Origin of the sequence: Nocardioides aquaticus, assembly GCF_018459925.1 — a bacterium.
Lineage (GTDB): Bacteria > Actinomycetota > Actinomycetes > Propionibacteriales > Nocardioidaceae > Nocardioides > Nocardioides aquaticus.
On the sequence record NZ_CP075371.1, the window covers coordinates 1784886 to 1810066 of the forward strand.

At 69.1% G+C, this 25181-nt stretch carries 27 protein-coding genes, 1 pseudogene and 1 riboswitch; of the genes and pseudogenes, 20 read left to right on the top strand and 8 right to left on the bottom strand.

The window, feature by feature from the left end:
• Nucleotides 1-191 precede the first annotated feature (191 nt).
• The 7 genes from ENKNEFLB_RS08595 to ENKNEFLB_RS08625 all read left to right on the top strand — a co-directional run bounded on the left by ENKNEFLB_RS08595 (nt 192) and on the right by ENKNEFLB_RS08625 (nt 6314).
• A complete protein-coding gene (locus tag ENKNEFLB_RS08595; RefSeq protein ID WP_214058810.1) occupies nt 192-2564 on the top strand; it encodes a heavy metal translocating P-type ATPase in 2373 nt (790 codons plus the stop codon).
• Nucleotides 2565-2606: 42 nt separating this feature from the next.
• The gene (locus tag ENKNEFLB_RS08600; RefSeq protein WP_214058811.1) at nt 2607-3071 is read left to right on the top strand and encodes a DUF6153 family protein; all 465 of its coding nucleotides are present in this window, start codon (nt 2607-2609) and stop codon (nt 3069-3071) included.
• Between the two features lie 78 nt (nt 3072-3149).
• The gene (locus ENKNEFLB_RS08605; RefSeq protein ID WP_214058812.1) at nt 3150-3749 is read left to right on the top strand and encodes a DUF305 domain-containing protein; all 600 of its coding nucleotides are present in this window, start codon (nt 3150-3152) and stop codon (nt 3747-3749) included.
• Nucleotides 3750-4035: 286 nt separating this feature from the next.
• A riboswitch (cyclic di-AMP (ydaO/yuaA leader) is annotated at nt 4036-4201 on the top strand.
• 11 nt (nt 4202-4212) lie between these two features.
• Nucleotides 4213-4986, top strand: a complete 774-nt coding sequence (locus ENKNEFLB_RS08610; protein WP_214058813.1) for a LysM peptidoglycan-binding domain-containing C40 family peptidase — start codon at nt 4213-4215, stop codon at nt 4984-4986.
• Between the two features lie 156 nt (nt 4987-5142).
• Nucleotides 5143-5460, top strand: coding sequence for a transposase (locus ENKNEFLB_RS08615; protein WP_214058814.1), 318 nt, complete (start codon nt 5143-5145; stop codon nt 5458-5460).
• Between the two features lie 117 nt (nt 5461-5577).
• Nucleotides 5578-5784, top strand: a complete 207-nt coding sequence (locus tag ENKNEFLB_RS23135; protein WP_420830546.1) for a helix-turn-helix domain-containing protein — start codon at nt 5578-5580, stop codon at nt 5782-5784.
• A 95-nt stretch (nt 5785-5879) separates the two neighbouring features.
• Nucleotides 5880-6314, top strand: coding sequence for a DDE-type integrase/transposase/recombinase (locus ENKNEFLB_RS08625; RefSeq protein ID WP_338040966.1), 435 nt, complete (start codon nt 5880-5882; stop codon nt 6312-6314).
• Between the two features lie 114 nt (nt 6315-6428).
• Here ENKNEFLB_RS08625 and ENKNEFLB_RS08630 read toward each other — a convergent pair whose 3' ends face one another.
• From ENKNEFLB_RS08630 to ENKNEFLB_RS08645, 4 genes are all read right to left on the bottom strand, one after another.
• Nucleotides 6429-7337 (bottom strand): metal ABC transporter permease, encoded by a 909-nt coding sequence (locus ENKNEFLB_RS08630; protein ID WP_214058817.1) that lies wholly within the window; start codon nt 7335-7337, stop codon nt 6429-6431.
• 7 nt (nt 7338-7344) lie between these two features.
• Nucleotides 7345-8121, bottom strand: coding sequence for a metal ABC transporter ATP-binding protein (locus tag ENKNEFLB_RS08635; protein ID WP_214058818.1), 777 nt, complete (start codon nt 8119-8121; stop codon nt 7345-7347).
• Nucleotides 8118-9122, bottom strand: coding sequence for a metal ABC transporter substrate-binding protein (locus tag ENKNEFLB_RS08640; RefSeq protein ID WP_214058819.1), 1005 nt, complete (start codon nt 9120-9122; stop codon nt 8118-8120). The genes ENKNEFLB_RS08635 and ENKNEFLB_RS08640 overlap by 4 nt, the downstream gene beginning before the upstream one ends.
• Nucleotides 9123-9506: 384 nt before the next feature.
• The gene (locus tag ENKNEFLB_RS08645) at nt 9507-9785 is read right to left on the bottom strand and encodes an ArsR/SmtB family transcription factor (protein ID WP_214058820.1); all 279 of its coding nucleotides are present in this window, start codon (nt 9783-9785) and stop codon (nt 9507-9509) included.
• A gap of 207 nt (nt 9786-9992) precedes the next feature.
• Here ENKNEFLB_RS08645 and ENKNEFLB_RS08650 point away from each other — a divergent pair, with 207 nt between their 5' ends.
• The 8 genes from ENKNEFLB_RS08650 to ENKNEFLB_RS08685 are packed head-to-tail and all read left to right on the top strand — an operon-like array spanning nt 9993 to nt 18004.
• A complete protein-coding gene (locus tag ENKNEFLB_RS08650) occupies nt 9993-10322 on the top strand; it encodes an NADH-quinone oxidoreductase subunit A (protein WP_214058821.1) in 330 nt (109 codons plus the stop codon).
• Entirely contained in the window at nt 10313-11404 is a 1092-nt protein-coding gene (locus ENKNEFLB_RS08655) for a hypothetical protein (RefSeq protein WP_214058822.1), read from the top strand. Before ENKNEFLB_RS08650 ends, ENKNEFLB_RS08655 begins: the two co-directional genes overlap by 10 nt.
• The gene (locus tag ENKNEFLB_RS08660) at nt 11397-12335 is read left to right on the top strand and encodes an NADH-quinone oxidoreductase subunit H (RefSeq protein WP_214058823.1); all 939 of its coding nucleotides are present in this window, start codon (nt 11397-11399) and stop codon (nt 12333-12335) included. Before ENKNEFLB_RS08655 ends, ENKNEFLB_RS08660 begins: the two co-directional genes overlap by 8 nt.
• Nucleotides 12336-12367: 32 nt before the next feature.
• A complete protein-coding gene (locus tag ENKNEFLB_RS08665) occupies nt 12368-12940 on the top strand; it encodes an NADH-quinone oxidoreductase subunit J (RefSeq protein ID WP_214058824.1) in 573 nt (190 codons plus the stop codon).
• Complete coding sequence (locus ENKNEFLB_RS08670; RefSeq protein ID WP_214058825.1) at nt 12937-13239, top strand: NADH-quinone oxidoreductase subunit NuoK; 303 nt, start codon at nt 12937-12939, stop codon at nt 13237-13239. Before ENKNEFLB_RS08665 ends, ENKNEFLB_RS08670 begins: the two co-directional genes overlap by 4 nt.
• Nucleotides 13239-15110, top strand: a complete 1872-nt coding sequence (locus tag ENKNEFLB_RS08675) for a proton-conducting transporter transmembrane domain-containing protein (RefSeq protein ID WP_214058826.1) — start codon at nt 13239-13241, stop codon at nt 15108-15110. Before ENKNEFLB_RS08670 ends, ENKNEFLB_RS08675 begins: the two co-directional genes overlap by 1 nt.
• Nucleotides 15107-16600, top strand: a complete 1494-nt coding sequence (locus ENKNEFLB_RS08680) for a complex I subunit 4 family protein (RefSeq protein ID WP_214058827.1) — start codon at nt 15107-15109, stop codon at nt 16598-16600. The genes ENKNEFLB_RS08675 and ENKNEFLB_RS08680 overlap by 4 nt, the downstream gene beginning before the upstream one ends.
• 9 nt (nt 16601-16609) lie before the next feature.
• Nucleotides 16610-18004 carry an NADH-quinone oxidoreductase subunit N gene (locus ENKNEFLB_RS08685; protein ID WP_214058828.1) on the top strand — a complete coding sequence of 465 codons (1395 nt, stop codon included), beginning with the start codon at nt 16610-16612 and terminating at the stop codon, nt 18002-18004.
• A gap of 41 nt (nt 18005-18045) precedes the next feature.
• Here the strand turns inward: ENKNEFLB_RS08685 and ENKNEFLB_RS22470 are convergent.
• Both ENKNEFLB_RS22470 and ENKNEFLB_RS08700 read right to left on the bottom strand, forming a co-directional pair.
• Nucleotides 18046-18372 (bottom strand): annotated as a pseudogene (locus ENKNEFLB_RS22470) (multicopper oxidase domain-containing protein).
• A gap of 236 nt (nt 18373-18608) precedes the next feature.
• Complete coding sequence (locus ENKNEFLB_RS08700; protein WP_214058831.1) at nt 18609-18938, bottom strand: hypothetical protein; 330 nt, start codon at nt 18936-18938, stop codon at nt 18609-18611.
• A 167-nt stretch (nt 18939-19105) separates the two neighbouring features.
• On the opposite strand from ENKNEFLB_RS08700, the gene ENKNEFLB_RS08705 reads away from it, so the two are divergent.
• From ENKNEFLB_RS08705 to ENKNEFLB_RS22475, 3 genes are all read left to right on the top strand, one after another.
• Nucleotides 19106-19477, top strand: a complete 372-nt coding sequence (locus ENKNEFLB_RS08705; protein WP_214058832.1) for a hypothetical protein — start codon at nt 19106-19108, stop codon at nt 19475-19477.
• A 798-nt stretch (nt 19478-20275) separates the two neighbouring features.
• Nucleotides 20276-20485, top strand: coding sequence for a hypothetical protein (locus tag ENKNEFLB_RS08710; RefSeq protein ID WP_214058833.1), 210 nt, complete (start codon nt 20276-20278; stop codon nt 20483-20485).
• Between the two features lie 57 nt (nt 20486-20542).
• Nucleotides 20543-21013: a hypothetical protein gene (locus ENKNEFLB_RS22475; RefSeq protein ID WP_246535917.1), complete on the top strand. Its 471-nt coding sequence runs from the start codon at nt 20543-20545 to the stop codon at nt 21011-21013.
• Between the two features lie 469 nt (nt 21014-21482).
• On the opposite strand, the gene ENKNEFLB_RS08720 is transcribed toward ENKNEFLB_RS22475, so the two are convergent.
• Together ENKNEFLB_RS08720 and ENKNEFLB_RS08725 are read right to left on the bottom strand one after the other, a co-directional pair.
• Nucleotides 21483-22313: an ABC-2 transporter permease gene (locus ENKNEFLB_RS08720; RefSeq protein WP_214058835.1), complete on the bottom strand. Its 831-nt coding sequence runs from the start codon at nt 22311-22313 to the stop codon at nt 21483-21485.
• A complete protein-coding gene (locus ENKNEFLB_RS08725; protein ID WP_214058836.1) occupies nt 22310-23209 on the bottom strand; it encodes an ABC transporter ATP-binding protein in 900 nt (299 codons plus the stop codon). Before ENKNEFLB_RS08725 ends, ENKNEFLB_RS08720 begins: the two co-directional genes overlap by 4 nt.
• 132 nt (nt 23210-23341) lie before the next feature.
• On the opposite strand from ENKNEFLB_RS08725, the gene ENKNEFLB_RS08730 reads away from it, so the two are divergent.
• Together ENKNEFLB_RS08730 and ENKNEFLB_RS08735 are read left to right on the top strand one after the other, a co-directional pair.
• Nucleotides 23342-24484 (top strand): sensor histidine kinase, encoded by a 1143-nt coding sequence (locus ENKNEFLB_RS08730; protein ID WP_214058837.1) that lies wholly within the window; start codon nt 23342-23344, stop codon nt 24482-24484.
• The gene (locus ENKNEFLB_RS08735; RefSeq protein WP_214058838.1) at nt 24481-25137 is read left to right on the top strand and encodes a response regulator; all 657 of its coding nucleotides are present in this window, start codon (nt 24481-24483) and stop codon (nt 25135-25137) included. Before ENKNEFLB_RS08730 ends, ENKNEFLB_RS08735 begins: the two co-directional genes overlap by 4 nt.
• Nucleotides 25138-25181: the final 44 nt, after the last annotated feature.

Consider the following 25181-nt stretch of genomic DNA (forward strand, 5'->3'; position numbering starts at 1 on the left):
GCTCCAGGCGGGCTCTGAGGTGATGTCAGAACTCTCGGTGTCTGAGGGACCGCCCGAGAGGACCCGCGCCGGCAGGGCTTCGGCCTCTGTGCGCCAGAGGCAGGTTTCCAGAGACTCGATGCCAACGGCCGTGAGCCCGGGCGTGGGCGGCCACTGTTTAAACCTATACCCCTAGGGGGTACCTTCGAACTATGTTCAGTCACCCGATCCACCGCGATGCGCACACACCAGTGACTACGAAGGACCCGGTGTGTGGCATGGACGTCGACCCCGCCACCAGCGGGCACACCGCCATGCACGACGGAGAGACGTTCTTCTTCTGCTCTGCGGGGTGCGCCGCGAAGTTCGAGGCTGACCCAAACCGCTACACCGCGCACGACCACTCCCCAGGAACCTCCGGGAGCGGCGGGCCGGTGCCGGTGGGGGAGGTTGCGGAGTACACGTGCCCGATGCACCCTGAGATCCGGCAGGACGGTCCCGGGTCGTGCCCCATCTGTGGGATGGCCCTGGAACCGGTCCTGGTGACTGCTGAGACGGGTCCGAACGCGGAGCTGGTCGACATGACCCGACGGTTCTGGGTCGCTGTCGCGCTGTCGATCCCGGTCGTCATCCTCAGCATGGGCCGCGACCTGGTCCCGGCCCTGCGCGACCTGATCGACGCCCAGGTCTCGGTGTGGGCGCAGCTGGTCCTGGCCACGCCGGTGGTGCTCTGGGCGGGGGCGCCGTTCTTCGTCCGGGGCTGGGCCTCGGTCCGCACCCGGAACCTGAACATGTTCACCCTCATCGCGATGGGCACCGGCGTCGCCTGGCTCTTCAGCATCGTCGCGACCCTCGCACCGGGGTTGTTCCCGGAGGCGTTCCGGATGGACGGGGTGGTCGCGGTCTACTTCGAGGCTGCTGCGGTGATCACCACCCTGGTCCTGCTGGGCCAGGTCCTCGAGCTCCGCGCCCGCGAGCAGACCTCGGGTGCGATCAAGGCACTGCTCGACCTCAGCCCGAAGACCGCCCGACGCCTCGGGGTGGACGGCACCGAGGAGGAGGTCGCCCTCGACGAGGTCCAGATCGGGGACCGGCTGCGGGTCCGCCCGGGCGAGAAGGTCCCCGTGGACGGTGCCGTTACCGAGGGCCGCTCGGCCGTGGATGAGTCCCTGGTGACGGGGGAGTCGATGCCGGTCACCAAGACCACCGGCGACCCGGTCATCGGGGGGACCATCAACCAGAGCGGGGCCCTGGTGATGGTCGCCGAGAAGGTCGGCCGCGACACCATGCTGGCCCGGATCGTGGCGATGGTCGCCGACGCTCAACGTTCCCGCGCCCCGATCCAGCGGATGGCCGACCGGGTCGCCGCGGTGTTCGTGCCCGCCGTGATCGTGATCGCGCTGGTCGCCTTCGCGGTGTGGGCGCTGGTGGGCCCCGACCCGCGACTGGCGCACGCGCTCGTCGTCGCGGTCGCGGTCCTGATCATCGCCTGCCCCTGTGCCCTGGGGCTGGCGACGCCGGTCTCGATCATGGTCGGTGTCGGACGTGGCGCGCAGATGGGTGTGCTGATCAAGAACGCCGAGTCGTTGGAGCGGATGGAGAAGGTCGACACCCTCGTGGTCGACAAGACCGGCACCCTGACCGAGGGCAAGCCCTCGGTCACCCACATCGGTCACGCCGACAACAGCCACCCGGGCGGCACAAGGTTCTCGGACGATGACCTCCTGCGGCTCTCTGCCGCCGTCGAACGCGTCTCGGAGCACCCGCTGGCCCAGGCCATCGTCAACGCAGCCCTCGACCGGGGCATCACCATCGGTGAGGCCACCGACTTCGACGCACCCGCTGGACGCGGAGTAGTCGGAACCGTGGAGGGACACACGGTGGCCTTGGGCAGCGCCGACTTCATGACCGCCCGCAACCTCGACCCGACGGGTCTCCTGGTGGAGGCGGACCGGCTCCGTGGCGATGGGGCGACGGTCGTCTTCGTCGGCATCGACTCCGTCGTGGCGGGCATCGTGGCGATCGCCGACCCCGTCAAGGCGACCAGCGCCGAAGCCGTCAGGGCACTGGGCGCGGAGGGCATCGAGGTCGTGATGCTCACCGGTGACAACCGGGTCACCGCCGAGGCTGTCGCCCGGTCCCTGGGCATCGACCGGGTCGAGGCCGAGGTCATGCCCGACCACAAGGCCGACGTCGTCCAGCGCCTGCGCAGCGAAGGCCGCGTGGTGGCGATGGCGGGCGACGGTGTGAACGACGCCCCCGCGCTTGCCGCGGCCGACGTCGGGCTCGCGATGGGCACCGGCACCGATGTGGCGATCGAGTCCGCCGGGGTGACGCTGCTCAACGGCGACCTGGGTGGCATCGTCCGAGCCCGCCAGCTCTCGGCGGCGACGATGTCGAACATCCGCCAGAACCTGGTCTTCGCGTTCGCCTACAATGTGGCGGGGATCCCGATCGCCGCCGGAGTCCTTTACCCCGTGTTTGGGGTCCTGCTGTCGCCGATGATCGCCGCGGCCGCGATGGCCCTGTCTTCGGTGAGCGTGATCACCAACGCGTTGCGCCTTCGGACCCACCGCCTCGGCTGAGCGCACCGAACACCTAGCACCAGCGAACGTACGATCAGGAGAGTGAGCACCGTGCGACCGACCACCAGCAGGAGCAGGGCCGTGCCCGGCCTGCTTGCTGCGGTGGTCGTGTCCCTCGTGCTCGGCATCCTCGGGATGCACGCCCTGTCCACCCACGGCGTCATGAGCGACATGGACCACGCTGCGATGAGCGGCGACACCGGTGGTGCCACCTCCGAGCCAGCCGATGGGGCCCCGGCCGGCAGGAACCTCACCGCAGTCACCGACCCGGCTGCTGCCGGGTCTGGTGAAGATGGCGGACACGACATGGGCGGCATGGTCATGCTCTGCGCCGCCATGCTCGCCGCTACCGCCGCAGCACTCCTGCTCCTCACCCTCGGCACACGGCGCACCCCACGGTTCTGGGCGCTCCTCCCCACCGCCACCACGAGCACGACGAGGTGGGTCACCTCCCGCCTGGGGACCGGCCCGCCACCGGTCTGGGAGTTCTCCGTCATCAGGTGCTGATCGGCAGCCCCGCCGCCCCCGCAATGCGGGTGCGCGGCGCGCAGTCGACCGACCACACCCACCTTCAGGAGAACCCTCATGCCTAGCAACCGCACGACCCGCGCCATCAGCGCGACCGCACTCGGCCTCACCCTCGCCCTGACCGCCGCCGCCTGCGGCAACGACGCCGACGGTGGTGACACGAGTGCTCAGGTGTCCACCACCGAGCACAACGACGCCGACGTCGCGTTCGCCTCCGAGATGCTCCAGCACCACGCCCAGGCCCTCACGATGGTCGACCTCACCCAGGGCCGTGACCTGGACCCCGAGGTTCAGCAGCTGGCGGACGACATCAGGGCCGCCCAGGCCCCCGAGATCGAGACCTTCACGGGCTGGCTCACCGACTGGGACGAGACGGTCCCCGACACCGGTGATGCGATGGAAGGCATGGACGCGGCCGAGATGGACATGCCCGGCATGATGAGCGCCGCCGACATGACCGCACTCGAAGACGCCCCCGACGGCGACTTCCAGACGATGTGGCTAGAGATGATGATCGAGCACCACAGCGGCGCGATCGACATGGCTGAAGCCGAGACCGAGCAGGGCCAGTACAAGCCCGCCATCGACCTCGCTGAGGAGATCGCAGAGTCGCAGGCCGGCGAGATCCAGACCATGGAGGACCTACTCGCCTCCTGACCCGGCACCACCGGTGAGGCGGACCGCCGCTGCCCTCGCGGCGGTCCGCCCTCGCATGTCCGCCTCGTCGAGGCGGTGTGCGAACCATCCCGACGTGCCGATCGCCGGTGCACGAGTCAACACAAGATGGCCGTGAGGCTCAGTCGCGTGTGACATGCGTCATGGTCGCCGCCTTCAGGACCGTCCTGTGCGTCGCCGGGTGTTTGTGCAAGCAGGCCTTATCTCCTACCCTCCATAGGACTTGCCGTCTGGTGGGTTGCACCTCTGGCGTCGTCTAGACCCGCCGCGCCGGGTGGTGCCCGATCTCAGTCCATGACGGCGGGTACGGAGAAACCACCACTGGCGCCCTGCCCTGCAACACGGGCGCCTCGGGGTGAAGCCGCGAATAGCGGCCGGGCACCTCCAGGCCCGAACCCGACAGCTAACTTCGTAGGCGTCCGGAGGATCCATGTCTTCTGCACCCATGTCCACCATCACCGCCGATCGACAGCCGGGCAGCCGCCACCGAGGCTCCCGCGGAGCGGCCGGCACCATCTCAGCGACCGGCACGGACGCAGGCAAGCACCGTGCCGAGGCCCAGCGGCGCGGTGGCCGGCGTGCGCTGGCCACCGCCACTCTCGCCGCCGGCCTAGTGGCCGTGCCTGCCCTAACTAACCCGGCAAGCGCGCACCCTTCGTACACCGTGCAGTCCGGCGACACGCTCAGCTCGATCGCGCAGGAGGTCGGCAGCACATGGCGCGATCTCTACAGCGCCAATCGCGACGTCATCTCCAGCCCCACTTCGATCTACCCCGGTCAGAGCCTAAAGACCGGCGGTGGCGGGTCCGCCGGCCAGGTAGCTCCCACCTCAACCGGTGGCGGAGGCGGGTGGACCGACCAGGCGGCCGGATCCTTCGAGCAGCAGCTACTGAACGAGGCCAGCCAGCTGGAGGGTATCCCGTACGTCTACGGCGGCTCCACGCCGTCGGGTTTTGACTGCTCGGGTTTTACCAGTTTTGCCTTCGCGCAGGCCGGCAAGACAATCCCGCGCACCTCCTCGGAGCAGGCGGCCGCTGCGACCCCGATCTCGGGCGACGACCTGCGCCCCGGCGACCTGATCTTCTACTCGCCGGGCGGCTCGGTCTCGCATGTGGCGATCTACGCCGGCGACGGCATGGTGTGGGAAGCCGCGAGCACGGGCACCTCGGTCCGGTACGCGCCCGTCTGGGATGTCGCCCGCTCCTACGGCCGGTTCTGATTCGCGCGCCAGGGTGACTCAGGAGGTCCGAGAACCATCAGGCTGAACCGGGCTGCTCCCCGGGCAATCCTGCAATACCGTCTGCTGCCTCCGGCCCAAAAATGGGCTGGGGGCAGCGATGTGTGCGACCAGGTTATCGTCAACAACGGTTGAAAATTGACCCCTCAGAGGAACCAGTTGGGGCGGCAAGGTCATCTAGCAGAGTTCAGACGCAAGGTTCTCGATCTGCTCGAGCAGGGGCGCAGCGTCGCCTCGGTCGTGCACAATCTCGACTTGTCGGATCAGACGATCTACAACTGGCGCCGGCAAGACCGAATCGACCGGGGCCAGATGCCCGGACTGAACACCGCCGAGAAAGCTGACCTGGCGGAGGCGAACAACCGCATCACTGAACTCGAGACCGAGTCGAGGTCAGCCGTGGCGCGATCAGGGGTGCAAGGGGGTCATCAGCCCAAAAGCGTACGCGGCGATTGAGGTGATCACCGCGGAGAGCATCCAGGTGCAGGTCGCGTGCAAGGTCCTTGGTGTCGCGGAATCGGGGTACTGCGAGCACAAGAATGGGCACCGTCGGAGCTGGCGGTGCGCCACGCGATGCTCACCGACCTAATCACTCAGATCCATGTCGAGTCCCACGGCCTCTACGGAGGTCGGCGGGTTCACGTCAAGCTCACCCTGGGCCGCGGCGTCCTCGTGGGCCACAACCAGGTCCAGCTGCTGAAGCGACGCGCCGGCCTGGCAGGGCCTCACGGGGGTGGAAGCGGAAACGGAGCCGCACCGATGACATCGCCACCGACCTAGTGGAGCGTAACTTCGACCGCACCGGCCCGAACTACCTGTGGGTCACCTACACCACCGAGTTCCCCACCAGAGTGGGCAAGGTCTAATGCTGCGCAATCCTCGACACCTACTCACGTCGCGTCGTGGGCTGGTCTCTCGGCTCCGCCCAGATCGGCGCACTGGTGACTAATGCGTTGAGGATGGCCATCGAGACCCGGCTCGGCAGGTTCGCTGAGCCGGGCACGATCATAGAGTCAGACCACGGCGTGCAGGGCGGATCCCTGGCCTTCACGCAACGTGCCCGTGACTCCGGTCTGCTGGCGTCGATGGGCAGCATCGGTGACTGCCACGACAGCTCGATGGTCGAGGCGTTCTGGTCGCGGATGCGGGTCGAGCTACTCAATCGCAAGCAGTGGAACACCTCCCTGGAGCTGACTAAAGCAATGTTCGAATACCTCGAGATCTGGCAAAACCGCAAGCGCCGGCACGGCCTGCCCGGGTGGCTCACGCCGGTAGCATTCGAACGTAACCGCATCATCACCGTGGCGTGAGGGTCTAAGCAATGGCAACTGCGCCGAACCCGGGAAGCACCAGTTGCGTTCCTGCGCACAGGTGACGGACACAATGATCCCACGGGCGGGTGGCGAGGCGTCCGCAACCATCCCTCACGACCCTTGGGGGCCAGCGAGTTTCGGGGGTGGGGCGGCGAAGGTCGTGTCGATGTGCTCGTCGAGCCCGCCGGCACGTCGCTTGCCACGACCTCCGGTGCCCGAGAGCACGAGGCAGAAGACGGCAGCGTCGACCAGCACGATCGTGGTCCCGCTGGGCACGTTGAGGTGGTAGCTGAGGTTCATCCCGACGAAGCCACCGGACGCGCCCAGGACTGAGGACATCCAGAGCATCCGCCCGAAGGAGTCGGTAAGCATGCGGGCCGCGACCGCCGGGATGACCAGGGTGGCCGCGACCAAGGTCACACCGATGATGGTCAGGGTGGACAGGATGGCCAGGGACAGCACGAGCATCAGCAGCGCGTCGGTGCGCGCAACTCGGACGCCGGAGACGTCGGCGACCTCGGGGTCGAAGGTCGAGAACAGCAGCGCGCGGTACCGTCCTAGAACCACGACCAGGGTCAGGACGGTGACGCCGGCCATCACCCACAGGTCGGCTTCATCCACACCAATGATGCTGCCGAACAGTGCTGCGTCGAAGCTCGGGCCCTTGTTGCCGTACAGGGTCAGCAGCGCGATCCCTAACGCGAACGAGGCGGTCGTGATGACTCCGATGGCGGCATCCGAGCCGATCCGTCGCGATCGCGAGACGCGGCTGATGGCCAGCGCCGAGGCCAGTCCCCACACACCGGCCCCGAGGAAGTAGTTGAGACTGATGACGCTGCTGGCGGCGAATCCTCCGAACACCGCGTGGGAGAGTCCGTGGCCGATGTAGCTCATCCCGCGCAGGGTGATGAACACGCCCAGCAGGCCACACAGCAGTCCCGCCATCGTGGCGGCCAGGACGCCCTTGACGAAGAACTCGTAGGCGAACGGTTCGAGGATCGTGTCCCATACGGCATGCATGCCGAGTTCACGCCGTCCTGCTGTCGCGGTAGCCCTCGACGACGATCGGCATCCCGGCATGTTGGAGGACTTCCATGTCCGCGCCGAAGGTGGCCTCGAGCACGTCGGGCCTGATGACCTCGGCCGGGGTGCCCTCCGCGATCACCCGGGTACGCAAGGCGACGAGGTGGGGAAGGTGGGCGGCTATGCCGTTGAGGTCGTGGGTGGTCAGCACGATGGAGAGCCCATCGTCGTTGAGCTCCCCCAGCAGGTGCAGGACCTCGTGCCGGGTTTTGACGTCGACGCCCGACGTGGGTTCGTCGAGCAGGATCAGCTCCGGGCGCCGTAGCAGCGCTCGTGCGAGGAACATGCGCTGCTGCTGCCCGCCGGACAGCTCGCGGATGTGGCGACCGGCGAGGTCGGCGATCCCGAGCCGGTCGAGCGTGTCGTGGACCTCGCGTCGTTCCGAGCCTGACGCCCAGGGCCACCGCAGGCCCTGCGGGCGGCTCATCAGTACGCACTCAGCGACGGTGACCGGGAAGTTCCAGTTGACCGTCTCCAGCTGCGGCACGTAGGCCATCGTGAGATCACGCCTGGTGCTGACCTGGCCCCGCTGGGGCTGGACCTTGCCGAGCAGGAGCCTCAGCAGGCTGGTCTTGCCGGATCCGGAGGGCCCCACCACGCCGGTGAAGGTGCCGGCCGCCACGCTCAGGGTCACCCCGTCCAGGACAGGCCTGCGGTCGTAGCCGAAGCCGACGCCCTGCAGCCCGATCAAGGGCTGGGCCGGAACCCGGGGGGCGGTCACTGGGGGTACTCAGCGCTGTCGGGTGCCACGTCGTCGACGTCGAGGGCATCGAGGGTCGGCGCGTGGCCGCCCAGTCCGGTGATCATCGTGACGTAGTCGTAGCGCATCAGACCCAGCCAGGAGTGCTCGGTATCACCCGGTTCGCCGGGGAGGTCGTCGTCGCGCAGCGTGTCCTCGTATCGCACACCGGTCTCATCAGCGATCTGCTCCAACGCCTTCGACGGGAAGACCTCCGACCCGAAGATGGTCGGGACGTCCTCGGCACGGATCTGGTCGATCAGGTCCGCTACCTCCTGCGGGGCAGGGTCCTCAAAGTTCTCGGGCTGGATGGCGCCGATGACCGTCCAGTCGTAGGTGTCTGCGAAGTAGGCGTAGGCGTCGTGGTACGTCAACAAGGCGCGAGGGCCCGGGATGCTCTCCTGGTCCTTGCGCAGGGCCTCGCCCAGCGCGGTGGCCTTCGCCTCGAACGCGTCGAAGTTCGACTCGTAGTAGTCAACGTTGTCGGGGTCCCGCTCGACGAAGGTGTCCCGGATGACCTCGGCGTACTTGAGCGCCCACGTGGGATCCGTCCACAGGTGGGGGTTCGGCTTGCCGTCCTCTTCTGGGAAAGAGAAGTCGTAGATGTAGTCCGACTCGGGCAGCACCGCAGTGCCGATCTCGATGAGCTCCGAGCCATCCTTCGCGGTCTGCTCAGCCAGGCCCTTCATGGGCTCCTCCAGCTGGAGCCCGTTGATGAAGACGACGTCTGCCTCAGACAGCACGACGCTCGCCGACGGTGGAGGCTCGAAGGTGTGACTGTTGGTCCCCTCCGGCACCAGGCCCGTGATGGAGACCTTGTCGCCACCGATGTTGGCCGCGATCGAGGTGATCGGCGCTACCGTCGTCACGACCGCCAATACGTTGCCGCCCGAGCTGCTGCGCGAGTCGGTCCCTCCGCAGGCAGCAAGACCGAAGGCGGTTAAGACCAGCGCGACTGGACCAGTTGCTCGGCTCGAACGCATCCTGCGACACTACTGCACTTGCGAAATGTTCGCAGTTGCATCACATGGGCAACTGGACGTGGAGGCTGTCCGAAAGGCTGCCTTTGAGCCGCGAATCCGGCCGGCCAGGGCGACGATGAGTCCCTCGACCCGGTCGGGCAGGTTGCCGTAGATGCCCCAGGCGGCGCCCAGGACGAGCGACCCGGAGACCACGGCGATCACGATGAAAGACACCATAACGATGCCCCCTCGTCCCCGGAAAACGTGAGGCAGCGTCCGAAGGGTCCCCGGTCACGAAGGCGTCGAGGACGTCGCGCCCACGGCAGTCGGGCAGTCACGAAAATCTCCTGTCGGTCGGCCCCGGTTACCGCCGGGGAACTCCGCGCCTGATGGATCTTCTCGAAATCAGAAGTCGGGGTGACGGACCTGGGAGAGCTCGGCGAGCTGGAGCAGGCAGTGCTGGCGTAGGGGTTCGGGGAAACCTTGGGCGAGGCGGTAGAAGACCATGCGTCCGTCCTTGCGTCGGGTGACGAGCCCGGCCGTTCTGAGCATTCGCAGCCCGTAGCCGACGGCGTCCTCGGAAGCGTGGAGCGCGAGGGCCAGGTCTCCGACACAGAGCTCCTCGGCTGCGTCGAGTGCGAACAGCAGGCGCATGCGGGTGGGGTCGGCGATGAGGGTGAGCACGCTGGTGACTCGTCCAGCGTCGGCCGGCGCCGGTACCCGGTCCCGGGCGCGGCTGACCGCCGTCGGGTCGACGGGATGTGCGTGATCTGCCATGGTCATCTCCAGAAAAGCCCGCACGACGGCACGGGTGTCGGGTATGTAGCGTAGGGCCTGGCCGGTGCTCAGCCAACGTCGAGAGCGAAGGAGAGGTCGTCGATGGCTTCACTGATGTTGCTCCTGGTCGCCGCGATCGGCACCGTTTTGGCCCTCCGGGTGCTGGTTCGCTGGACGGCGGTGTCGGCGATTCCTTTCGAGGTGGAGCCGTGGCTCTCGGGTCATCGGCCGACCGAGCATGCTCTGTCGCGCTATCACGCGCGCTGGTACAGCGCCAGCGTGGTCTTTCTCGCTTTCGACGTCGAGATGCTGTTCATGTATCCCTGGGCGATCGTCGTGGGACATCTCGGGGCTGGTGCCGTGGTGGAGATGTTCGGATTCTTGCTGATGCTGTTGTTAGCCGTCGCGTGGGCCCGGCGCGAGGGAGCGTTCCGGTGGGCCTGATCGAGGTGTTGACCAGGGCCGCAGCCGCGCGCGCTCACGTCCTCGTCGCGGAAGTTCCGGGTGCCTTTGAGGAGCGGGTCGCGCTCGAGCGTGCACTCGAGCGCATGGGCTGGTGCATCGCGGAGTCCGCCGCGGACGCTGACGTCCTGGCGGTGGTCGGTGCGCCCGACGAGGCCTTGACCGCCGTGGCCGACCACGTGTGGGCGCAGATGTCGGAGCCACGGGTGCGGGTCCATTTACATGCCGACTCCGAGGCGGCGGCTCTCCTCAACGAGGCCCGCGAGCGGCTCCGCCTTGGGGCGCGGCGCCTCACCGGCCCTGACGTTCGCCGTGGCTTCACCCCTTCCGCGGACGCCATGGCGCCGGAGCACGACGACCAGGACGGTGCCGCCGAGCACGGCGATCACCACGATCACGACGGCGGTCACGACCACTCCGCGATGATGCCGGACGGGATCCCGCTGGCCGAGGGGGCCGAGGATCGCGACGGCCTGGAGATGGATGAGCTCCACCTGCCGCTGGGACCGGTGCTCGCGCACTGGCCCGCCGGTATCGTCCTCCGGGTCACCTTGCATGGTGACGTGGTGGTCGGTGCCGAGGTCGAGCAGCTCGCAACGTCGCGCGCCGGCCAGCCGGACGACCCGGTCGTGCGGGCGGCGCGGCTGCTCGACGCTGCGGGTTCGGTGCTCGCACTCGCCGGCCTGCCGGCAGAGTCCGCGCGAGTACGACGACTGCGCGACCGCTGCCTCGACGGTGAGCTGCACGACGGTCACGAGGTCGCGCAGCTCGGCGATCGCCTAGGTCGACGGCGGGTCTTGCGTTGGATCCTCAGTGGACTCATCGCCGAAGGAAGTCACGGCGGGTCCGAGGAACTGCACGACCGACTGACGGCGCTTTTCGAGCAGGCGCGGGCCGAGCTGGACGGCGATGCGGTACGACCCGTGGCACCGGTCGTCCGGGCGCTTCCTGCGCTCGTGCGGGGGATGGAGCTGGCCGAGGTCAGATTATGGGTGGCCGCTCTTGGACCGGATCTGGCGCCTGGCCTGGCCGATCATGTGATGCCGGAGGCGGCCCATGGCTGACTCCTTGTCCTTGGTCTACGTGGTGCCGGTGCTGGTGGGTCTCGCGGTGGTGTCACTGTCAGTGGCCGGGCTCTCCTCCGCTCTCGAGGCCCGCGACCGAGGCTTGTCCGTTGGGTCGGGTCTCACGGTGCCGTTGCGCGAGACGGCCCGGCTGATGCGTCAACGCCCACGCCGTACGGTCTCGGCCGACAGGTTGCTGTGGCGCTCCGCGTCCTCGGCGGTCATCCCGCTGGCGGTCCTGATCGTGGCGTTCGTGCCGCTGGGCGCGCATGCGCTAGTTGACCACCCCCTGGGGCTGGTGTGGATCAACGCTCTCGACGTGGTGGCTTGGGCGGTGATGTGGCTGCTCGGCTGGGGGGCGAACTCGGTGACCGGCCTGGTGGGCGGCTACCGCTTCCTGGCCCTCGCCCTGGGCTATGAGCTCCCACTGATGTTCGCGCTGACCGCCCCGGCGATCGCCGCCGGAAGCCTGGACCTGGCCGAGATCTCGGCAGCCCAGGACGGGTTGTGGTTTGTGGTGTGGGCACCGGTTGCCTTCGCGGCGTATTGCTGGGGAGTGCTGGGCTTCTCGGTCCGGCCTCCCATGGACCCCGGCGCCGGCATCGACGTCAACGGTGGGATCCTCGCCGAGCTGGCCGGGGTGGACCGGCTGCTGGTGCTCGCGGGCCGCTACGCCCTGCTGGTAGCCGGCTCGGCGGCGGCGGTGCCGCTGTTCCTCGGCGGCGGAGCCGGCCCGCTGCTCCCCGGCTGGGGGTGGGTGCTGATCAAGACCATCCTCGTGAGCGGGTTGCTCGTGCTGGCAGGTCGCCGGCTGCCGACACTGCGCCCCGACAAGCTCCTCGAGATCGGCTGGGTGGTCGTGCTGCCGCTCGTGGTCGCCCAGGACCTGGTCGTCTCCGTCATCGCTGTTGCCACCACCCAACCCGGCTGAGTCCGTTCGAGTCCGTACAGAGAGGAGATCCGATGAACACCGTCCTCGTCGACGTGGGGTTCTGGTTGTGCGCCGTTGTGTCCGTGGTGGCGGGTGCGCTGGTGTTCTACGTCGACTCCATGGCCCGGGCGACCTATGCGTTGGCGGTCTCCTTCGTCGCGGTCGGGGTGACGCTGCTGCTGATGGGGCAGGCCTACATGGGCGTGATCGTGATCTTGATGATGGTCATGGAGATGGCCGTGATGGTGGTCTACATGGTGATGTTCATGGGGATGAACCCCGCCCTGATGCCGATGAGCATGGTCCACTCGCACCGCTCGTCGATCACCGCCGGCGTGGGGACCTTCCTGCTCCTGGGCGCCGGCGCGGTGCTCGCGCCTTGGCCCACCCGCCGTGGCGCACCCACTAGCGACGTCACGGCCGCGTTGGGGGAGGCGATTATGGAGTCCCACATGATCGTGATGATCGCGATGGGCCCCGTCATGGTCGCCACGATCGTCGCCGGTGTCGTCCTCTCCTCCCACCGCACCCGCTACGACCGTCTCGGCGACGACCTGGACCGCCGACCCGCCGACGACCCGCAGCCGGGGGGTGTGGGCCGGTGACGGTGGAGACAGTGCTGCTGGTCGCCTCGGCGCTGGTCGCTGTCGGGGTGTACGGCGTGCTGTCCCAGCAGGTGGTCGTGATGGTCGTGATGGGCTTGGAGCTGATGATCAACGGCGTCATCCTGGCCGCCGGCGGGCTGTGGTGGTTCCTGGCACCCGATCCGTCCGGGCAGGTGCTGCTGCTGGTGGTGATCGCGGCGATGACCGTGGAGATGGCGATGGGCTTTGCCGTCGCCACGCTGCTGCACCGCCAGGCCGGGCACGACATGACCGACATGGCCGCGGAGTTGCACGGCTGATGAGCGACCTGACGCTTGTCGCCCTCGTGGTGCTACCGGCCGTGGTGGGTGTGCTGCTCCTGCTGATCGGATCGGGTGCGGACCGATCGGCTGCGCCGGTCGGCGTCGGCACCGCGGCTCTGCTGGCGGCGGCGTCGTTCGCGGTCTCCTTCCCCGCGATCTCGCGACCCTCGGTGGCGACGCCGTTCATGGCGGGCGCGGATCTGGGTCTGGGCGTGGATGGCCTGGCTGCGCTGGTGCTGCCGGCGGTGGCGGTGGTGTCGGCGCTCGTGCTGCTGGCGGCCAGCGGTACCCCCGCGCTGCGAACGGCGCGGTTCTACGGGCTGATGCTGCTCTTCGTGGCCGCCGCATTGATGACGGTGCTGGCCACCACCCTGCCTACGCTGTTGATGTCGTGGGAGGTGATGGGCGCGACGTCGTTCGCTCTCGTCGGGTACCACTGGCGCGACCAGGAGACGATCAGCTCGGGCACGACGGCGTTCCTGACCACTCGGACCGCAGACGTCGGCCTGTACGTGGCAGCGGGTGCCGCGTTGGCCGGGGGAGCCGGTCTCGGACTCGCTGCCCTTCCGAACGCCTCCGGTGGTTGGCGTGACGTCATCGCGGCCGGGCTGGTGGTGGCCGGGCTCGGGAAGGCTGCCCAGCTGCCGTTCTCGTTCTGGCTCTCGCGCGCCATGCTCGGCCCCAGCCCGGTCAGTGCGCTCTTGCACTCGGCCGCGATGGTCGCGATGGGTGGCTACCTGCTGCTGCGGGTGGCCCCCACCCTGGGGGCGACCGGTTGGGCCGACGACGCTGCGGCCTGGGCGGGGGCTGCGACTGCGGTGCTGCTGGGCATGGTTGCGCTCGCGCAGCGTGACCTCAAGCAGCTCCTGGCCGCGTCCACGGCAGCTCAGCTCGGCTTCGTCGTGCTGGCCGCCGGGGTGGGGGCGACCGCGGGCGGCGCCACCCATCTGGTGGCTCACGCGGCGGTCAAGGCGGGGCTGTTCCTTGCTGCCGGGATTTGGCTGGAGGCGCTGGGCACCAAACGACTGTCCTCTCTGACCGGGGCGGCCAGGCTCTGGCCCGTGGTCGGTGCGTGCGCTGCGGCTGCTCTGCTCTCGCTGGCGGGGCTGCCCCCGCTGGCGCTGTGGGCGACGAAGGACGCCGTGCTGGCAGCTGCCGCTGAGCAGTCGCCAACCTTGTACGTGGCCGGGCTGGTCGGTGCGGCGCTCTCGGCGGCCTACGCGACCAAGGCCCTGGTCGTGCTGACCCGCGGCCTCCCCGACGACGCGGAGTCGCGGTATGACGATGAACGCGACGGCACCCGAGCCGTGCCGGGGCCCGCGTGGGTCCCGCTCCTCCCGCTGGCGGCAGAGGCCCTCCTTTTGGGCGTGCTCGCGCTCCCGCCGGTGTTCACAGACGTGCGGGAACTGGCGGGTGGCGCCTCGCAGGAGCCCAGCACGCTCGAGCTGGTGACGTCCGCGATGCTCGCCGTCGTGGTCATCGTCGCGACGGTGGCGGTGATGCGTGGTGTCCAGGGCCGACGGTTCGCCTGGCCCCGCGTGCTCAGGGACTGGCTGTTACTCGAACCGCTGGCGCACCGCAGCGTGGTCCGGCCGGTGGAGGTGCTGGCGCACCGGCTGGCGCACCTTGATGACGCAGTGCTGGACCGTGGCGTGGAGGCGACCGCGGGCGGCACGGTGCGACTGGCCCGAACCGTAGCGCTCCTCGACGACCGTCTTATCGACGGTGCAGTGGCGGGGATCGTCTCCGGGGTGAGACGCGTGGGCGGCCTGGCCCGGAGACCGCAGACCGGGCAGCTGCACCAGTACTACCTCCAAGCGCTTGCCGTTTTGGCCCTTGTCCTCGTCGTCCTCGTTCTCGTGAGGTGAATGTGCTTTCCGTCCTGGTCTTCCTCCCACTCGTCGCCGCTGCCGTGCTGCTGGTCCCACGGATCAGCGCCGCCGGCGCACGCGGCGTGTTCGTTGTCGTCACCGCAGCCGAGCTGGCGCTCGCTGGCCTGGTGTGGGCGAGGTACCAGACCCCGGCGGCGGGGGAGTTGGCGGCCGAGGAGCAGACCCGGTGGATCCCGGGCGTGGGGTCGAGCTACCACGTTGGCGTCGACGGCCTGTCGTTGCCGCTGGTGCTGATGACCACGCTCGTGTTCCTGGCCTGCGCGGTCCACGCGGTCCGCGAGCAGAGGCGACCTCGGTTGCAGGCTGCCCTGTTCCTGTTCCTCGAGGCTGTCTGCTTGGGCCTGTTCGTCTCCGCGGACCTGATCCTGTTCTTCGTCTTCTTCGACCTCTCGATCGTGGGCATGTACTTCTCGATCAGCGGGTGGGGCCACGAGAACGCCGCCCGGTCTGCGGTGAAGTTTTTCCTCTACACCTTCCTCGGCTCGCTGGCCCTGCTGGTAGGCTTCGTCGGCCTGTACGTCGCCTCTGACCCGCATACGTTCGACATGGTCGAGCTCACCGCCCACCCGCCCCTCCAGGGGCACGGTGTCGCGGGCGGACTGGTGCTGGCGGCGGTGCTGCTCGGTCTCGCGGTGAAGACGCCGACCTTCCCGTTCCACACTTGGCTTCCCCCCGCGCACAGCGACGCGCCGGCGATCGGGTCCGCGGTCCTGGCGGGCGTGATGCTGAAGATGGGCACCTACGGCTTCGTCCGGATCGCGATGCCGATGCTGCCGGACGCGTGGCGCGCTTGGGCCTGGGTCGTGATCGCGGTCGGCATCGTCTCGGTGCTGTGGGGAGCGCTGGTGGGCTTCGCGCAGACCGACCTGAAACGCATGATCGCCTACACCTCGGTCAACCACATGGGCTACGTCGTGCTGGCCGTCGGTGCCGCCGGGGTACTGGCCGACGGCGCGGACCAGGCACGTCAAGTGGCGGTGACCGGTGCGGTGACCCAGATGGTCAGTCACGGGCTGCTCACCGCGGCCTTGTTCCTGCTCGCGGGCAGCATGTTCGAACGGACCGAGACCTACGACTTGGACGGCTACGGAGGGTTGGCCGGAACCGCCCCGCGCTACGCCACGCTCTTCACCGTTGCGGCGTTCGGGTCGCTGGGGCTCCCTGCGCTGTCCGGGTTCATTGCCGAGTTCCAGATCTTCGCCGGCAGCATCGCCACCGTGCCCGTCACCGCGGTGGCCGTGCTCGGTATCCTCATCACTGCAGCCCTGTTCCTGCGGGCCCTGCAGCGGGTGTTCACCGGCCCGACTGCGGGCCTGTCGGTGGGGTTCACCGACGTCACCCCACGGGAGTGGGTGCCTGTCGCGCTGCTCCTGGCTGTGTCGGTGTTCATCGGGGTGCTGCCGCGGACCCTGCTCGACGTCATCGAGCCCGGTGCCGCCGTGCTCGCAGACCTCGTGGGGCGGTGAGTCGGCGCGATGGGGGCTGACCTGGTGGCGGTGCTGCCCGAGGCGTTGTTGTTCCTGGGAGGGATGGTCACGCTCGTCGGCGGGTCGTTCACCCCTCGGGCCCGGCAGCGGCGGATGGGCATCGTGGCGGCTGCCGCCACCGTGGCTGGTCTCGTGGCGAGCCTCGTAGCGTGGGAAGGTGATACCCGGGCTGTCTTCTCCGGCACCTTCACCGTCGACACCTCGACCGGGGCGACCCGGGTCATCGTGACCGTCTCGCTGCTGCTGATCCTGTTGATCGCTTCGGGGGAGGTGCGCGACCATCCGCGGGAGAGCGAGACCTACAGCCTGCTGCTCTTCGGCGGTGCCGGCGCCCTTTTGCTCGCCGGCAGCACCGACCTCGCCGTGCTGGTCGTGGCGTTCCTGCTCTCGAGCATCCCGCTCTACGGGCTCGTCGGGATCATCGCCCGGCCGGAGTCGCCGGAGGCGGCGTTGAAGACGTACCTCTGCGGAGCGCTCTTCGGCATCCTGCTGATGCTGGGCGCCGTCCTGCTCTACGGACTCGCAGGCCGGGCCGGATACTCGTCGTTGGCCGCCGAGCTAACCGACGCCCCGAGCGCGGCCGTCGCGGCCGGCGGGGTCTTGGTGTTGATGGGGCTGCTCTTCAAGGCCGGCGGCGTCCCCGGCCACTTCTGGGTCCCTGACGCCACCCAGGGCGCATCGGTGAGCGCCGCTGCCTTCCTCACCACCATTCCCAAGATCGGGGCGATCGTCGCGATCACCCGCCTCGTAGCGGTGCTGCCGGGGGATCTGCGGTGGGCCACGGTCCTGGGGGTCCTCGCGGTGGCCAGCATGACCATCGGCAACCTCGCGGCGCTCGCCCAGGACGACGTACGCCGGCTCCTGGGCTGGTCCACCGTCAGCCAGGTCGGCTACCTCCTCGCCGCCGCGGCCGTGACCCGGATCAGCGACCAGGGCCAGCCCGCACTGCTGTTCTTCCTGGCCGGCTACGCCCTAACCAACCTGGCCGCCTTCGCGGTCGCCGCCGCAGCGCCCGACCGCCGCTCGCTTGAGGACTGGGCGGGCTTCGCCTCCACACGCCCCGGCCTCAGTGCCGCCCTCGTGGTCGCGCTGCTCGGCCTGGTCGGAACACCTCCGACCGCGGTCTTCATCGGCAAGCTCACCACCATGGGGGCGACCTGGGGCGCCGGCCTCGCCTGGCTCGCGGTCGCGATCGCCCTCAACAGCGTGGTCAGCCTCTTCTACTACCTGCGTTGGCTCCGGGCAGCCCTACGTCCCGCCGCACAGCTCGAAGAGGGCAGCAGCACTGGCGGGCGAGGCGCTCCCACGGCTGCGCTCGTCGCGGCGTTCGCCACCGTCGCGATGGGGCTGACGGCCGGGCCGGTCTGGCTTATCCTCGCCTGAACCGAGCGCCCGGTGGATCTGCGGGCCGATGCCCTGGAAGGTCAGGTCCGGTAGTTCAGCGCGATCATCATCCCGGCCTCACCGTGGTACATGTTGTGGCAGTGCGTCATCCGGGACCCGGGGTTGTCGGCCTGCAGGTCCACCGACACCGTTCACACCGGCTTGACGAGCAGGGTGTCCTTCTGCGGCCCGTTGGGTAGGGCGAAGGTGTGGCGGTGGACGTGCATCGGATGGGTCATCTGCGTCATGTTCATCAGTTGCAGGCGCACCCGGTCACCCTCGTCGATCACGATGGGGTCGTTCTTGCCGTAAGGGGCGCCGTTGGTGGCCCACCGGTAGGGCGCCATCTGGCCGCTCAGGTGAACCATCTCGGAGGTGTCCGGGCCCCGAGAGGGCAGTCGGGTCGCTTCGGCCGGTCCGAGATCGGTGGCCTTGAGGATGGCGCCGTCAAGCTCCGCCGGTGAGCGGTTGGCCCGGGTGCATTGCCGGAGACCGTCCCATGGCGCACGTTGTCACCGGTGTCACAGCAAGCACACCCTCCGCGGCGCCGCTACCCAGGCGGGCGTCGTCTCGGGCGCTGATGGGTCCCGCGCGGTCGAGTCGGTCACGACATCGGGTCGAAGCCGTCGATGGCGCGCCGACCCACGGCGGTCAGCGAGAGCCAGTACTCCTGGGGGCTCTCGGTCGGCTCGTCGTAGCGACGGAACCGGGCGATGCCGACGTCAACGGCCACCAGCCCGGCCTCTTGCAAAACGGACGCGTGCGGACTGGTCCCGTGCCACGGCGCAGACGACTTCCAGAAGTGCGGACCGCCTCTTCGCTTCCACAGGTCGAGCAGCGCCAGGCCCACAGCCTTGGTTCCCGCGGCGCGACCAGGCTCTTCCTCTTGGGAGACAACCCAGAGGAGATCAAGCTGCACCTGGTTGAGCTCCATGAGTCGACACTACGAGCCCGAGTCGACAGCGCAACCCGCACAGCAACGCCGCAGACGACAGGCCAGGAGTGCGCGCCCCCTTGGCCCCGCGCGAGGCCGACGAGAACACGCTTCGCAGAGGACTGGCGACACCCCAGACTGGTGGCGGACGGGACTACCGTCTAGATGTGGGCAAGAAGAAGCCAAACAGACACCAGTCGGGAGACCCGTCTAAGCAGACTTCTCCCTCGCCGTTGGCGCGGAGTCCGATCACAGGGCCAAGCGGTTTCAACTACTCGCACTTCCCGCCCGAGGCATCCGACCGGCGCAGCCAGGCGGAGTACCTCATCGACAAGATCCTGCATGGCACCCCCGATGGTCGGGTCGACCCGGCCATCTCAGAGAACCTGCGCCACCACCTAGCCGAGAACGCCGGCGATCCCGAACGCGCGTTACTGAACCACCTCAACGAGCAGATGGCGGCCGCCGGGATGCCGGTGGACGCCGCGTTCCCCGAAGACCTCGAAGTGGACCACCGCGATGAACCACAGGACTCGTAGGTGCACGACTCCCGGCCGGGCAGCCCAGGTGCAGGCTTCCCAAGTCCGGCGCGGACCAGCGGGATGAGCGCAGAGGACGAGCGGAGGTGGCCCTCAGCGGCTGCGGCCGATCGGACCGGCCGAGATTCGAACCGTGACCCGTTTACTCCCCGAAAACGAGAGCAGAAGCCGTCGATCGAGGTCACGCACAAACAAGAAGAATGAGCCTGTCGGTGGTCGGCTCGGCGTGTTAGCGCAGGTCAGCGCATACGTGATCAAGAACAAGCACACGCTCGAGCAAGGTGCAGTGCTTGCGCCGGATGTCCAGAGGTCGCAGGTTCAAATCCTGCCCCCGCTACGAAGAAAGGCCCTCTGATCAGCGGAAACGCTGGCCAGGGGGCCTTTCAGGTTTTTGACCAATGGTCACAAGCGGGCGGAACCGGGCTCTATGTGGGGCGCTTCGGGCGTGTCCGAGGCGCGAACACGCAACCGCCGTCGCGTGTTCGCCGCGAGGGCACTCGGAGTCGGCGGAGTCGGCGGGTGCGAATCACGTCTTCGGCGTCACGGCCGGAACCGTTCGAGGTAGTCGGTGAGGTCAGGCGCGACCTTGGCCTTGTGGATGTAGTGGCTCCAGGGTGATGCCCTCGCTGGTGTGGCCCACGGGCATTCTCAACGCAGGAGTCCTGGCCGCCCACCAACGAGGGCAAGAGCGCCAAGTTCGGCTACGGCGGGGTGTCCGGTTCGATCCGCAGGGAGACGCCCAAGAAGATTCAGGCCTGAAAGAAGCGGGCCGCAAAGAAGTTGTAGTCATCGGCCGTCGTGAGCGCCAAGACGAGTTCGGACCAGGGGATCGTGACGACTCAGCCGTTCGGGTTCTGGGGGCGTGGGTTGGCCCTTGCCATGTTCGTGGCCGAGTATGGGATTCCGATCTTCGAGGTCGCCACGGTGCTGGGCGAAGACAGCATCGACGTACTCACGGCCTTCCTCGGCGCGGGGGGCCTGATGGAGAAGTGCGGTCGGGCATGGTGAGGAAGAGGGCCAGCGCGCGCACAGTGCATTCCATCTCGGAGCGGTTCGGGGGACACCATGAGCGAACGTCGTGATCGCGACTGGCAGGTTGCCAAGGCCGATTTCGTTTTCGTGCTGCTGGCGAATGGGCTGATGGCGCCGTTCTACGCGATGGTCGTGGTGGTCGGCTGGCTGTGCACACGCGGAGTCTGGGACCTTGAGGCCAGCATCATCATCTCGACCGTGGTGCTGTTCTGGGTCTTCGAGTCGATCCTGTTCTGGGCCGCTGTGTGGTCGATCGGCGAGCGGCAGAAGCCGCGGGCGGTGACCGGCCGCTACGCGCTCGGCGCGCGGCTCGTGGCGTCCCCGCTCGCCGCCTGGATGGCAGGCGGGTTCACCGGGCGGGCCGCGCTGTTTGGGCTGGTCGTCGGTGTCGTCTTTGCCGGTGTCGACTATGTGCGCCCCAGGCACGGGTTGGGAGACGAGGAGTCCGACCGGGTCCAGGACCGTGAGGTGCTGCGCCGAGCCATCCGCGACGAGTCGCTGTAGTCGGTGGTGCGCAACGCCTCGGGACGCCCTCGGTGGGGGCCGGGTCGAGCGTGGCGCCGTGCGGGCGGGGCGCGACTTCGTACGTCTGACTACGACGCCGGTGAAAGGCCATCGAGAAGCTGGCTCCCGACGGCAAAAAGCTCCAGCGCTTGAAAAGAAGCACCCGCCAATGCGACGAGATCACCATCCTGAACCCCGCGCGGTGGTAGGCGGCGTCCTCGTAGTCTTGCGCTGTTTCGCTCGTACAGGGGCAAGACACACCACCGCTGACGCCGCGATCGATGCGGTCTTGTCGGCGCCAGTTGTAGATCCTCTGGTCGCTGAGGTCGAGAGCGTGCGCGACTCTCGCGACGCTCTTGCCGGCTTTGAGCAAGTCGAGGACCTTGCGTCTGGAGGAGATGCAGCCAGAGGCGGTTCCCGAAGATCTCCGGGAACCGCCTCTGCTGTTGTCGGACGCATCGGTGTCCGACTACACGACCTCGGAGCGGCGAAGCAGGAGCAGCCCGACCACGAGCGGGAGCGCGATCCAGATCCCCGTGGTCGAGGCCAGCATCGCCCACTCCCTCGCCGTGTCCACGTCGTTCTCGAACAGGGCGACCTGCGTGTCGTTCCAGTCGATCCACGACTGCAGGTCGGCGAACCACGGGCGCACCTGGGCGAGGAGGGCGAGGATGCCCGGCATGACCAGGGAGACGACGAAGTAGCCCACGATCGCTGCCGCCGAGCTGCGCAGCACGACACCGAGCGTGAAGCCGATGGCCATGCCGACCAGGTTCCCCAGGAGGATCTGCGCCGCGGCCCCCAGGGAGACGTCCCAGACCGTGTCGAGGCCCGTGATGGTGGACCCGAGCAGGTTGCCTCCGGCGCCGACGGCGAGGGCGACTGCCATCGAGACGATCCCGACCACGATGGTCGCGACCGCCTTGGCCCCGATGACGCGGCCCCGGCTCGGCACGAGCGTGAACGTCGTGAGCCCGCTGCGCTGGCTCCACTCACCGGTGACGCCCAGGATCGCGACCACGGGCAGGATGACCGACATCGGGAAGCCGATCGCCGCGGCGAAGCTCCCGTAGGTGATCTCGCGGTCCGGGGCGAAGACGAGGACCGCCCCGGTCGCGACGACCGCCAGGACGCCGATGCTGACGAGCATCCAGAAGCCCGACCGGGTGTCGAACATCTTGCGGAGCTCGATCGTGACGAGCCGGGTGGTCGGGATGGGACGGATGGCCCGTCGGGCCGGCGCAGCTCCTGCGCGGCCGGTGGCGTCCGCGGAGTCTGTGGGGGCGGCCGTGGCGGTCATGCTGCCGCTCCTTCGCGCTGGGTGTCGGCGGTGAGCGACAGGAACATGTCCTCGAGCCCGGCGCCCTCGGCGGACCGGAGCTCGGTGAGGGCGATGCCCGCCGCCAGGGCCACGGACCCGACCCGTGCAGGGTCAACGTCGGTACGCACCGAGCCGTCCCCGGCGAGCGTGCAGGGGATCCCGGCCTGCTCGAGGGCGTGCGCGAGGTCGCGCGCCGACGTCGACCGGACGATCGTCCCCGCCGCGGCCAGCAGCTCCTCCTTGCTGCCGGACGCGACGATCGCGCCGTTCCCGATGACGACCAGGTCGTCGGCGACGACCTCGATCTCGTGCAGCAGGTGCGAGGACAGCAGGACGGTTCCGCCCTCGGCGGCGAAGCCCGTCAGCAGGTCGCGCATCCACCGGATGCCGGCCGGGTCGAGCCCGTTGGCCGGCTCGTCGAGGACCAGCACCCGCGGTTCCCCGAGCAGCGCGGTGCCGATGCCCAGTCGCTGACGCATGCCGAGGGAGTAGTGGCGCACGCGGCGCCGGGCCTCGTCCGGCGTCAGGCTGACCCGCTCGAGCATCTCGTCGACGCGGCGGCGGGGCAGCCCCATGGTGTCGGCGGCGATCGTGAGGATCTCGCGTCCGGTGCGACCGGCGTGCTGGGCGGAGGCGTCCAGGAGCACGCCCACCTCGAGGCCAGGGTTGGGGAGGTCGGCGAACCGTTCTCCGTTGATGGTCGCGGTGCCGGACGTCGGGACGGTCAGGCCGACCACCGCGCGCAACGTGGTGGACTTGCCGGCGCCGTTCGGGCCGAGGAAGCCGGTGACGCGACCGGGCAGGGCGGTGAAGGAGATGTCGTCGACGGCGGTGAGGCCGGCGTACCTCCGGGTCAGTGACTCGACAGTGATCATGGGACGAGACTCGTCGCGTCGCGGGTGCGCGCGCATCGGCGCCGGGGCCGGACCCTCCTCCGCCGTGAGGAGGAGCGGGACCTCGTCCTTCCGGCCGGTCCCCGAGACCCCCGCCGTCCCTAGGCTGTTCGGGTGGTCACCAACGCCCTGCGCTCGCTGTGGGCCGAGCCCCGCGCAGCCGACGTCCCCGGACGGCTGCCGCGCGACGCGGTGCTGCTCGGAGCGGTGGTCCTGACGGCGCTGCTCGAGGGAGTCCTCCGCGACGACGTCGCCTGGCGGCCGGTCGCGACGGCCGTGACGGTCGGGCTCGCGCCGGTGCTGCTGTGGCGGCGTACCCGGCCGTTGGCCTGCGTCGTGGTGGCCTTCGGCACCACGACGGTGCTGGGGCTGGCGAGCCTGCTGGGCGGGGTCCCGAGCGTGGGCCTGGACACGATGGTCTACCTCCTGGTGCTCGTCCACGCGCTGGTCCGCTGGGGCTCGGGGCGCGAGATCGTGATCGGGCTGGCGGTGGTGCTGGTCGCCGCGGCCACCAGCACGGTCGCCGACGACACGGGGGCGGCCGAGGTCCTCGGGGGGTTCGCGCTCCTGGTCGCGGTGGCGGCGGGCGGAGCGGCGTTCCGCTACCGCGCCGAGAGCTGGCGACGGGCGGCGGACCAGATCCGCAGCCAGGAGCGGGTCGGCCTCGCGCGCGAGCTGCACGACATGGTGGCCCACCACGTCTCGGCGATCGCGGTGCAGGCGCAGGCCGGCCGGGCGACCGCGGGGCAGCGACCCGAGGCGGCGCTCGAGGCGCTGTCGGTCATCGAGGGGGAGGCGTCGCGGACGCTGACGGAGATGCGGGCGATGGTCCGGGTGCTGCGCGACGCCGAGCCCGCGGAGTACGCCCCCCAGCCAGGCGTCGCCGACGTGGTGTCCCTCGCCCGTCGTGGCCCGGTCCCGGTCGTCGACGTCGAGCTGCCCGACGACCTGCCCGTGCTTCCCCTGCAGGTCGACGCGGCGGTCTACCGGCTGGCGCAGGAGGCGCTGACCAACGCCCTGCGGCACGCCCGCGGCGCCACGCGCGTGGAGATCCGGGTCGTCGAGGGCGGAGGAAGGCTGCGGCTGCGGGTGACCGACGACGGACAGGTCGACCCGGCACGCCCGGCGAGCCCCGGTTTCGGCCTGCTGGGGATGACCGAGCGCGTGCAGCTGCTCGGCGGCACGCTCCGTGCCGGGCCGGTGCCCGAGGGCGGGTGGGCGGTCGACGCCGAGCTGCCGACCGAGGTGCGCCGATGACGGTGCGCGTGCTCGTGGCCGACGACCAGGACCTGGTGCGTACCGGCCTGTCCATGATCCTCGACGCCCAGCCCGGGATCGAGGTCGTCGGTCAGGCCGCCGACGGCCACGCCGCGGTCGAGCTGGCCCGTCGGCTCGGACCCGACGTGTGCCTGGTCGACATCCGGATGCCCGGGCTCGACGGCATCGAGGTGACCGAGCTCCTCGCCGGCCGGGACGTCCCGGACCCGATGGCGGTGGTGGTGATCACGACCTTCGACCTCGACGAGTACGTCCACGGCGCGCTCCGGGCCGGCGCCCGAGGCTTCCTGCTGAAGGACGCCGGGCCCAAGCTGCTCGTCCAGGCCGTGCACGCGGCCGCCGTCGGCGATGCGCTCATCGCACCGAACATCACCCGGCGGCTGCTGTCCACCTTGGCCGCCAGGCAGCCGTCGAGACGACCTGCCCCACCGTACGAGCCGCTCACGGCCCGTGAGGAGGAGGTGCTGGCGCTGGTGGCCCGCGGCCGTACGAACGCCGAGATCGCCGCCGACCTCTTCATCGGCCTGACGACCGCCAAGACCCACGTCGCGAGCCTGCTGACCAAGATCGGCGCCCGCAACAGGGTCGAGATCGCGATGTGGGCCTACGACACCGGTCGGGTGGGGGACTGACCCGACACCCTTGACACCCGAATCGCAGTTCGTGAATACTGTGT

Bases quoted from the DNA above. Each gene is read 5' to 3' on its own strand.
- ENKNEFLB_RS08650 (WP_214058821.1), top strand. From the start codon at position 9,993: ATGTTGCTCCTGGTCGCCGCGATCGGCACCGTTTTGGCCCTCCGGGTG.
- ENKNEFLB_RS08720 (WP_214058835.1), bottom strand. From the start codon at position 22,313: ATGACCGCCACGGCCGCCCCCACAGACTCCGCGGACGCCACCGGCCGC.
- ENKNEFLB_RS22475 (WP_246535917.1), top strand. From the start codon at position 20,543: ATGAGCGAACGTCGTGATCGCGACTGGCAGGTTGCCAAGGCCGATTTC.
- ENKNEFLB_RS08605 (WP_214058812.1), top strand. From the start codon at position 3,150: ATGCCTAGCAACCGCACGACCCGCGCCATCAGCGCGACCGCACTCGGC.
- ENKNEFLB_RS08700 (WP_214058831.1), bottom strand. From the start codon at position 18,938: ATGGAGCTCAACCAGGTGCAGCTTGATCTCCTCTGGGTTGTCTCCCAA.
- ENKNEFLB_RS08685 (WP_214058828.1), top strand. From the start codon at position 16,610: ATGGGGGCTGACCTGGTGGCGGTGCTGCCCGAGGCGTTGTTGTTCCTG.
- ENKNEFLB_RS08630 (WP_214058817.1), bottom strand. From the start codon at position 7,337: ATGCATGCCGTATGGGACACGATCCTCGAACCGTTCGCCTACGAGTTC.
- ENKNEFLB_RS08660 (WP_214058823.1), top strand. From the start codon at position 11,397: ATGGCTGACTCCTTGTCCTTGGTCTACGTGGTGCCGGTGCTGGTGGGT.
- ENKNEFLB_RS08595 (WP_214058810.1), top strand. From the start codon at position 192: ATGTTCAGTCACCCGATCCACCGCGATGCGCACACACCAGTGACTACG.
- ENKNEFLB_RS08665 (WP_214058824.1), top strand. From the start codon at position 12,368: ATGAACACCGTCCTCGTCGACGTGGGGTTCTGGTTGTGCGCCGTTGTG.
- ENKNEFLB_RS08735 (WP_214058838.1), top strand. From the start codon at position 24,481: ATGACGGTGCGCGTGCTCGTGGCCGACGACCAGGACCTGGTGCGTACC.
- ENKNEFLB_RS23135 (WP_420830546.1), top strand. From the start codon at position 5,578: ATGCTCACCGACCTAATCACTCAGATCCATGTCGAGTCCCACGGCCTC.
- ENKNEFLB_RS08640 (WP_214058819.1), bottom strand. From the start codon at position 9,122: ATGCGTTCGAGCCGAGCAACTGGTCCAGTCGCGCTGGTCTTAACCGCC.
- ENKNEFLB_RS08610 (WP_214058813.1), top strand. From the start codon at position 4,213: ATGTCCACCATCACCGCCGATCGACAGCCGGGCAGCCGCCACCGAGGC.
- ENKNEFLB_RS08725 (WP_214058836.1), bottom strand. From the start codon at position 23,209: ATGATCACTGTCGAGTCACTGACCCGGAGGTACGCCGGCCTCACCGCC.
- ENKNEFLB_RS08675 (WP_214058826.1), top strand. From the start codon at position 13,239: ATGAGCGACCTGACGCTTGTCGCCCTCGTGGTGCTACCGGCCGTGGTG.